At 58.1% G+C, this 432-nt stretch carries 1 protein-coding gene; it reads right to left on the reverse strand.

The annotated features are described in order from the left end of the window. On the reverse strand, positions 1 to 432 hold a 432-nt coding region (locus tag GIR22_RS25860; protein WP_154746100.1), incomplete at both ends, for an AMP-binding protein.

Genomic DNA, 432 nt, shown 5'->3' on the forward strand with positions numbered 1-432 from the left:
TTGACCTGGGTCTGCTCGAACAGGTTTTCCACCAGGCTGCGCTTGAGCGCTTCGCCAGCGACGTTGACCGTGTCGATACCGTCGTTCAGCCCGCCGGATTCCAGCAACGCCTTGAGCGCCGAAGGCACGGTGTTGATCAGCGTGATGTCGTGCTCGCCCTGTTGCAGTTCCAGCACATTAGTCACGACATCGATGCTGCCGCCGGACGTCAGTGGTGCAAAGCACTCGTAGACCGCCAAGTCGAAGTTCAACGAGGTGGAGAACAAGGTTTTGGCCAAGGTTTCAGCGTCAAACGAACGCTGTGCCCAGGTCAGGAAGTTCACCGTATTGCGGTGTTCGATCATCACGCCTTTGGGCAAACCGGTGGAGCCCGAGGTGTAGATCACGTAGGCCAGGTGCGACGAGGTCAGCTCAGCAATCTCTGGATTGGAG

Source organism: Pseudomonas karstica (genome assembly GCF_009707515.1).
In the GTDB taxonomy this organism is placed as follows: Bacteria; Pseudomonadota; Gammaproteobacteria; order Pseudomonadales; family Pseudomonadaceae; genus Aquipseudomonas; species Aquipseudomonas karstica.